Below are 8,456 nucleotides of genomic sequence, written 5' to 3'. Positions count from 1 at the left end.
GGATATCCCCTGAGTTTGAAAGCCGGATGAGGCAAAAACAAACCGCCATTGTACCGGTCGAGCCGTCAGTTATCCACATGTGGACACGTTAGCAGTCATGACAAAACAGCCATTTATCGACGAAAACGGCTTATCGGCATTGTGCATAAGCTCTGTGGATAACCACCCATGAGGGCTATGCACAACCCTGAGCTGAGCTCTGTGGATAAAACCGCTGTGGATAAAGCCAGTTTTAATCCACAGGTTGCGCCCATGAACGGAACAGGCGCAGCACCGGATGGCCACACAGTTGTAAAACTCTGTACACCACGTAAACCGTGACCTGAAAGAGGTTATCCACAGAAGGTTATCCACCTAAGATTTATAAGTTATTCAGAAAAGCTTTTTATATCTCTCTTCTTTTTTTCTCATGTTGTCCCTGATTCGCGTGTCCGATCAAGCACCCTGGGCAATGACCGAAAAAAAGCACCGTCCATCACACGCCCTATAGGGAAAGGCTGGTTGGAAATTGACCTACGGGCTTGCTTTCTCTAGAATCGCCGGTCTCTTAAAAAGGGGGCCATCCCGGCCCGTCGTCGACAAACCCAGGTAACACGCCATGAAACGTACTTTCCAACCAAGCACCATCAAGCGCGCTCGCACCCACGGCTTCCGTGCCCGTATGGCTACCAAGAACGGCCGTGCTGTTCTGTCGCGTCGTCGTGCCAAAGGCCGTAAGCGTCTGGCCATTTGATTTTTCGGCACAGGTGGTGAGTCAGGACTTCAGTCGGGAAAAGCGACTGCTTACACCCCGACATTTCAAAGCGGTCTTCGACTCCCCAACCGGCAAGGTTCCAGGGAAAAACCTGCTGATCCTTGCTCGCGAGAACGGCCTCGATCATCCACGCCTCGGCCTGGTAATCGGCAAGAAGAGCGTCAAGCTCGCCGTTCAACGCAATCGCCTCAAGCGCTTGATGCGCGATTCCTTTCGCCTGAACCAGCACCTGCTTGCCGGTTTGGACATTGTGATCGTCGCGCGCAAGGGATTGGGTGAGGTAGAAAACCCGGAATTGCACCAACATTTTGGCAAGCTCTGGAAACGCCTGGCGCGCAGCCGGCCAACACCAGCAGTCACCGCCAATTCCGCAGGGGTAGACAGCCAAGATGCGTAAACTGGCACTCGTTCCGATCCAGTTTTACCGTTATGCCATTAGTCCTCTGATGGCCAGTCACTGTCGTTTCTTCCCCAGTTGCTCCTGTTACGCTTACGAAGCCATCGAAAACCATGGCCTCTGGCGTGGTGGGTGGCTGGCCGTTCGTCGCCTGGGGCGTTGTCATCCGTGGAATCACGGCGGTTTCGACCCCGTTCCACCCGCTCCTTCCTCCCGAACTTCTTCGATAGCCGAGTAATCATGGATATTAAACGCACGATCCTGATCGCCGCGCTGGCAGTCGTGTCCTACGTCATGGTCCTGAAGTGGAACGATGACTACGGCCAGGCTGCCCTGCCGACTCAGAATACTGCTGCCAGCACTGTTGCTCCGGGCTTGCCCGATGGCGTGCCGGCCGGTAACAACGGTGCCAGCGCCGATGTACCGAGCGCCAACGCCGAATCGAGCCCTGCCGAACTGGCACCGGTAGCACTCAGCAAGGACCTGATCCGAGTCAAGACCGACGTTCTGGAACTGGCTATCGATCCAGTCGGTGGTGACATCGTCCAGTTGAACCTGCCGAAATACCCACGTCGTCAAGACCACCCGAACATTCCATTCCAGTTGTTCGACAACGGTGGTGAGCGTGTCTACCTGGCACAAAGCGGCCTGACCGGCGCCAACGGCCCGGATGCCCGCGCCAGCGGCCGCCCGCTGTATGCGGCCGAACAGAAGAGCTACCAGCTGGCCGACGGCCAGGAACAACTGGTGGTCGACCTGAAGTTCAGTGACAACGGCGTAAACTACATCAAGCGCTTCAGCTTCAAGCGCGGTGAATACGACCTGAATGTCAGCTACCTGATCGACAACCAGAGCAACCAGGCCTGGAGCGGCAACATGTTTGCCCAGCTCAAGCGTGACGCCAGCGGCGACCCGTCCTCGAGCACTGCCACCGGTACCGCAACCTACCTGGGCGCAGCCCTGTGGACAGCTTCCGAGCCTTACAAAAAGGTCTCGATGAAGGACATCGACAAAGGTAGTTTGAAAGAAAATGTGTCCGGCGGCTGGGTAGCATGGCTGCAACACTACTTCGTGACCGCCTGGATTCCGGAAAAGTCGGACAACAACGTTGTCCAGACCCGCAAGGACAGCCAGGGTAACTACATCATCGGCTACACCGGCCCCGCCCTCAGCGTGCCTGCAGGTGGCAAGGTCGAGACCAGCGCCATGCTGTATGCCGGTCCGAAGATCCAGTCCAAGCTCAAAGAGTTGTCCCCAGGCCTGGAACTGACCGTCGACTACGGCTTCCTGTGGTTTATTGCCCAGCCGATCTTCTGGTTGCTGCAACATATCCACAGCCTGCTGGGTAACTGGGGCTGGTCGATCATCGTGCTGACCATGCTGATCAAAGGCCTGTTCTTCCCGCTGTCGGCTGCCAGCTACCGTTCGATGGCGCGCATGCGTGCCGTGGCACCTAAGCTTGCCGCGCTGAAAGAACGCTTCGGTGACGATCGCCAGAAGATGTCCCAGGCGATGATGGAGCTGTACAAGAAAGAGAAGATCAACCCGCTGGGCGGCTGCCTGCCGATCCTGGTGCAGATGCCGGTGTTCCTGGCCCTGTACTGGGTACTGCTGGAAAGCGTCGAGATGCGCCAGGCCCCATGGATGCTGTGGATCACCGACCTGTCGATCAAGGATCCGTTCTTCATCCTGCCGATCATCATGGGCGCCACCATGTTCATCCAGCAGCGCCTGAACCCGACGCCGCCGGATCCGATGCAAGCCAAGGTGATGAAAATGATGCCTATCATCTTCACCTTCTTCTTCCTGTGGTTCCCGGCTGGTCTGGTGCTGTACTGGGTTGTGAACAACTGCCTGTCGATTTCGCAGCAGTGGTACATCACTCGCCGTATCGAAGCAGCTACCAAAAAAGCTGCTGCCTGACGGGCTAGTGCGCTAGCCTGTGAATAAAAAACGCCCCCTAGTGGGGCGTTTTTGCTATCTGTCGTTTTTGTCGTAGAGGCTTTCGAGCATGAACACTGTGCGTGAAACCATCGCTGCCATCGCAACCGCTCAGGGCCGCGGCGGGGTGGGTATAGTCAGGTTGTCCGGCCCTCTGGCTGCCAGCGCGGGCCAGTTGATCACCGGCCGTACGCTTACCCCGCGCCATGCCCATTACGGCCCGTTCCGCGACGAGCAAGGGCTTGTGCTGGACGAGGGCATTGCGCTGTTCTTCCCCGGGCCTAACTCGTTCACCGGCGAAGATGTGCTGGAACTGCAGGGCCACGGCGGCCCGGTAGTAATGGATATGCTGCTGCAGCGCTGTGTACAAGTTGGCTGCCGGCTGGCGCGCCCAGGCGAATTCAGCGAACGCGCGTTCCTCAATGACAAGCTCGACCTCGCCCAGGCCGAAGCCATTGCCGACCTGATCGAGGCCAGCTCCAGCCAGGCGGCGCGCAATGCGCTGCGCTCGCTGCAGGGGGAATTCTCGAAACGTGTGCACAGCCTGACCGAGGCGTTGATTGCCCTGCGCATCTACGTCGAGGCTGCGATCGACTTTCCCGAGGAAGAGATCGACTTCCTTGCCGATGGCCATGTGCTGTCGATGCTCGATGCGGTGCGCGGCGAGTTGTCCACCGTCCAGCGCGAGGCCGGGCAGGGCGCCTTGTTGCGCGATGGCATGACTGTGGTTATCGCCGGCCGGCCGAATGCGGGCAAGTCCAGTCTCTTGAACCAGTTGGCCGGGCGCGAAGCGGCCATTGTGACCGATATCGCCGGCACCACCCGGGACATCCTGCGCGAACATATCCACATCGACGGCATGCCGCTGCATGTGGTCGATACTGCCGGTTTGCGCGATACCGATGACCATGTGGAAAAGATCGGCGTGGAACGCGCCTTGAAGGCCATTGGCGAGGCAGACCGCGTGCTGTTGGTGGTCGACTCGACCGCACCGGAGGCCAGCGACCCGTTTGCCCTGTGGCCCGAGTTTCTCGACCTGCGGCCAGACCCGGCCAAGGTCACGCTGATCCGCAACAAGGCTGACCTCAGTGGCGAGCAGGTAGCGCTGGAACTCTGCGATGACGGCCACGTGACGATTACCCTCAGCGCCAAAGGGGACGACGCAGGGCTGCAGCTACTGCGTGATCACCTCAAGGCCTGCATGGGCTACGAACAGACTGCAGAGAGTGGATTCAGCGCCCGCAGGCGCCATCTGGACGCCTTGCGCCAGGCCAGTGGGCACCTGGAGCATGGCCGTGCACAACTGACCCTGGCGGGCGCTGGCGAGCTGCTGGCCGAGGACCTGCGCCAGGCACAACATGCCTTGGGTGAAATTACCGGGGCATTCAGCTCCGACGACCTGCTGGGGCGGATTTTCTCAAGTTTTTGTATCGGTAAGTAATCCACAACCCCGCAAAACCATCAGCCGCTCCCGGAGGAGCGGCTTTTTTTTGCCTGAAATTTATCCATTTTCCGTCCTGGCCGATCGGCGCCGGGTCACTCGAGCTGTCTTCGAGCGTGATTATGACCTTGGACAGGACGCTATACGGGCACGTTTTTTATTCACAAGCCGGAATTTTAGCGCGGGAGCCCTGTGGAAAACCTTACCTCAGCCCCGTTGATAAGCGGGCTTTTTTTCTGAGGGTAAAACGGCCTGTGCATAAATAGCCATTTAATCCACAGGCTAAATCCGCTTATCCAGAGCCCTCAGGGTACTCCAACCACAGGGTTTAATTTCTCTCTACATGGCGAGAATAAAGGGATACAGGACTTTATCCACAGATATGCATGTGTATAAGAATAAACATAAAAACAAAGCTTTTATAAATCTGTTCTGTTGATTTCTGTTGTGCGCCACTCATCCACAGCCTGGTCAAAATTTGCTCAGACGGTTTCTTTAAAGGGGCTGAAGTCCCTATACTTGTCGGCTTACCTTCTCTATTCGCAAAAACAGGCACGAGGTGCGTGGTGGATTTCCCTTCCCGTTTTGAAGTGATCGTCATCGGCGGCGGCCATGCCGGTACCGAGGCTGCGCTTGCGTCTGCACGCATGGGTGTTAAAACCCTGCTGCTGACCCATAACGTGGAAACCCTCGGTCACATGAGCTGCAACCCCGCCATCGGCGGTATTGGCAAAAGCCATCTGGTCAAAGAGATCGATGCCCTCGGTGGTGCCATGGCGTTGGCCACCGACAAGAGCGGCATCCAGTTCCGCGTTCTGAACAACCGCAAGGGCCCGGCGGTACGCGCCACCCGAGCACAGGCCGACCGCGCCATCTACAAGGCAGTGGTGCGCGAGATCCTGGAAAACCAGCCGAACCTGTGGATATTCCAGCAGTCCTGCGACGACCTGATCGTCGAGCAGGACCAGGTCAAGGGCGTGGTCACCCAGATGGGCCTGCGTTTCTTCGCCGACTCGGTGGTCCTCACCACCGGTACTTTCCTCGGCGGCCTTATCCACATTGGTCTGCAAAACCACTCAGGCGGCCGCGCCGGCGATCCGCCTTCGATCGCCCTTGCCCACCGCATGCGTGAACTGCCGCTGCGCGTCGGCCGCCTGAAAACCGGTACCCCGCCACGCATCGATGGCCGTTCGGTGGACTTCTCGGTAATGACCGAGCAGCCCGGCGATACGCCGATCCCGGTGATGTCGTTCATGGGCAATGCCGAAATGCACCCGCGGCAGGTGAGTTGCTGGATTACCCACACCAACGCCCGCACCCACGAGATCATTGCCTCGAACCTCGACCGTTCGCCGATGTACTCCGGTGTGATCGAAGGGGTCGGGCCACGCTATTGCCCGTCGATCGAAGACAAGATCCACCGCTTCGCCGACAAGGAAAGCCACCAGGTGTTCATCGAGCCGGAAGGCCTGACCACCCATGAGCTGTACCCGAACGGTATCTCCACTTCGCTGCCGTTCGACGTGCAGCTGGAGCTGGTGCGTTCGATCCGCGGCATGGAAAACGCCCACATCGTGCGCCCGGGCTATGCGATCGAGTACGACTATTTCGACCCGCGTGACCTCAAGTACAGCCTCGAGACCAAGGTCATCGGCGGCCTGTTCTTCGCCGGCCAGATCAACGGCACTACCGGTTACGAAGAGGCCGGGGCCCAAGGCCTGCTGGCCGGGACCAACGCTGCGTTGCGTGCCCAGGGCCGCGAAAGCTGGTGCCCACGCCGCGACGAGGCGTACATCGGGGTGCTGGTCGACGACCTGATCACACTGGGTACCCAGGAGCCGTACCGCATGTTCACCTCGCGAGCCGAGTACCGGCTGATCCTGCGCGAAGACAACGCCGACCTGCGCCTGACCGAAAAGGGCCGTGAACTGGGCCTGATCGACGACCAGCGCTGGGCTGCCTTCTGCGCCAAGCGCGACGGCATCGAGCGTGAGGAACAGCGCTTGAAAACTACCTGGGTGCGGCCCAACACCGAGCAAGGCCAGGCCATTGTGGATAAGTTCGGCACGCCGCTGAGCCACGAGTACAGCCTGCTCAACCTGCTGGCCCGTCCGGAAATCGACTACGCCGGGTTGATGCAAGCGACCGGCCGGGAACCGATTGATCCACAGGTTGCCGAACAGGTCGAGATCAAGACCAAGTACGCCGGCTACATCGACCGTCAGCAGGACGAGATCGCCCGTCTACGCGCCAGTGAAGACACCCGCTTGCCTGTGGATATCGACTACACGACGATTTCCGGCCTGTCCAAGGAAATCCAGGGCAAGCTCGGCCAGACCCGCCCAGAGACGCTGGGCCAGGCATCGCGTATCCCGGGCGTCACGCCGGCGGCGATTTCCCTGTTGCTGATTCACTTGAAAAAACGCGGCGCTGGCCGCGAATTGGAGCAAAGCGCTTGAGTTCCCTGGTCACCCCGCAACACGCCGAAGAATTGTCCACAGGTGCGAACCAACTCGGTATCGACCTGAGCGAGGCGAATCACCAGCAGCTGCTTGGCTACCTGGCCCTGTTGATCAAATGGAACCAGGCCTACAACCTGACCGCCGTGCGCGACCCGGACGAGATGGTCTCGCGCCATCTGCTCGACAGCCTCAGTGTCATGCCGTTTATCCACAGCGAGCGCGACAACTGGCTGGATGTCGGCAGCGGCGGTGGCATGCCCGGTATTCCGTTGGCTATCCTGCACCCGCACAAGCGCGTGACAGTGCTGGACTCCATCGGCAAGAAAACCCGCTTCCTGACCCAGGTGAAAATGGAGCTCAAGCTGGACAACCTGACGGTTATCCACAGCCGGGTCGAAGCGTTCAAACCGACGCAACCGTTCGACGGAATCATTTCCCGTGCCTTCAGCAGCATGGAGAACTTCACCAACTGGACACGCCATCTGGGCGACACCGGGACGCAATGGCTTGCAATGAAGGGGCTGCATCCTGCCGATGAACTGGTAGCATTGCCCGCAGACTTCACAGTGGAAAGCGAACAGGCCCTGACCGTTCCGGGTTGCCAGGGCCAGCGCCATCTGCTGATACTGCGCCGCAAGGCATGACTGGGAACACGCGCATCAATGGCTAAGGTATTCGCAATCGCGAACCAGAAAGGTGGTGTGGGCAAGACCACCACCTGTATCAATCTCGCTGCTTCGCTGGCCGCGACCAAACGTCGTGTGCTGCTGATCGACCTCGATCCGCAAGGCAACGCCACCATGGGCAGCGGTGTGGACAAGCACGAGCTCGAGCACTCGGTCTACGACCTGCTGATCGGGGAATGCGACCTGGCTCAGGCCATGCATTACTCCGAACACGGTGGTTTCCAGTTGCTGCCGGCCAACCGTGACCTGACCGCCGCCGAAGTGGTGTTGCTGGAAATGCAGGTCAAGGAAAGCCGTCTGCGCAATGCGCTGGCGCCAATCCGCGAGAACTACGACTACATCCTCATCGACTGCCCGCCGTCGCTGTCGATGCTCACCCTCAACGCCCTGGTCGCTTCCGATGGCGTGATCATCCCGATGCAGTGCGAGTACTACGCGCTGGAAGGGCTCAGCGACCTTGTGGATAACATCAAGCGCATCGCCGCCCGGTTGAACCCGGAGCTGAAGATCGAGGGCTTGTTACGGACGATGTACGATCCGCGCCTGAGCCTGAACAACGATGTCTCGGCGCAGCTCAAGGAGCACTTCGGTCCGCAGCTGTACGACACGGTGATCCCGCGCAACATCCGCCTGGCCGAGGCCCCCAGCTTCGGCATGCCGGCCCTGGCCTACGACAAGCAGTCGCGTGGCGCGCTGGCGTATCTGGCCTTGGCTGGGGAACTGGTCCGCCGTCAACGTCGTCAATCCCGCACTGCACAAACAACTTAAGGAATCC

General features: G+C 59.2%; 8 protein-coding genes. All 8 read left to right on the top strand.

Annotation, left to right across the window (positions count from 1 at the left end; genetic code table 11):
* Window positions 1-598: 598 nt before the first annotated feature.
* Window positions 599-733: a 50S ribosomal protein L34 gene (gene rpmH, locus AC5O5I_RS28050; RefSeq protein WP_003253163.1), complete on the top strand. Its 135-nt coding sequence runs from the start codon at window positions 599-601 to the stop codon at window positions 731-733.
* 13 nt (window positions 734-746) lie between these two features.
* Window positions 747-1,151 (top strand): ribonuclease P protein component, encoded by a 405-nt coding sequence (rnpA, locus tag AC5O5I_RS28045; protein WP_172225124.1) that lies wholly within the window; start codon window positions 747-749, stop codon window positions 1,149-1,151.
* The gene (gene yidD, locus AC5O5I_RS28040) at window positions 1,144-1,389 is read left to right on the top strand and encodes a membrane protein insertion efficiency factor YidD (protein WP_172225094.1); all 246 of its coding nucleotides are present in this window, start codon (window positions 1,144-1,146) and stop codon (window positions 1,387-1,389) included. The genes rnpA and yidD overlap by 8 nt, the downstream gene beginning before the upstream one ends.
* Window positions 1,390-1,391: 2 nt before the next feature.
* Window positions 1,392-3,074 (top strand): membrane protein insertase YidC, encoded by a 1,683-nt coding sequence (yidC, locus tag AC5O5I_RS28035; protein ID WP_172225097.1) that lies wholly within the window; start codon window positions 1,392-1,394, stop codon window positions 3,072-3,074.
* A gap of 88 nt (window positions 3,075-3,162) precedes the next feature.
* Entirely contained in the window at window positions 3,163-4,533 is a 1,371-nt protein-coding gene (gene mnmE / locus AC5O5I_RS28030) for a tRNA uridine-5-carboxymethylaminomethyl(34) synthesis GTPase MnmE (protein ID WP_172225100.1), read from the top strand.
* Between the two features lie 566 nt (window positions 4,534-5,099).
* Complete coding sequence (gene mnmG / locus AC5O5I_RS28025; protein ID WP_494511884.1) at window positions 5,100-6,992, top strand: tRNA uridine-5-carboxymethylaminomethyl(34) synthesis enzyme MnmG; 1,893 nt, start codon at window positions 5,100-5,102, stop codon at window positions 6,990-6,992.
* A complete protein-coding gene (gene rsmG / locus AC5O5I_RS28020) occupies window positions 6,989-7,639 on the top strand; it encodes a 16S rRNA (guanine(527)-N(7))-methyltransferase RsmG (protein ID WP_494511883.1) in 651 nt (216 codons plus the stop codon). Before mnmG ends, rsmG begins: the two co-directional genes overlap by 4 nt.
* A gap of 18 nt (window positions 7,640-7,657) precedes the next feature.
* Complete coding sequence (locus tag AC5O5I_RS28015) at window positions 7,658-8,449, top strand: ParA family protein (protein WP_012274913.1); 792 nt, start codon at window positions 7,658-7,660, stop codon at window positions 8,447-8,449.
* Window positions 8,450-8,456: the final 7 nt, after the last annotated feature.

Source organism: Pseudomonas sp. 9_2_1, from assembly GCF_059295275.1.
The sequence above is the reverse complement of the archived record's forward strand: the minus strand, read 5'-3'. Positions and strand labels throughout refer to the sequence as shown.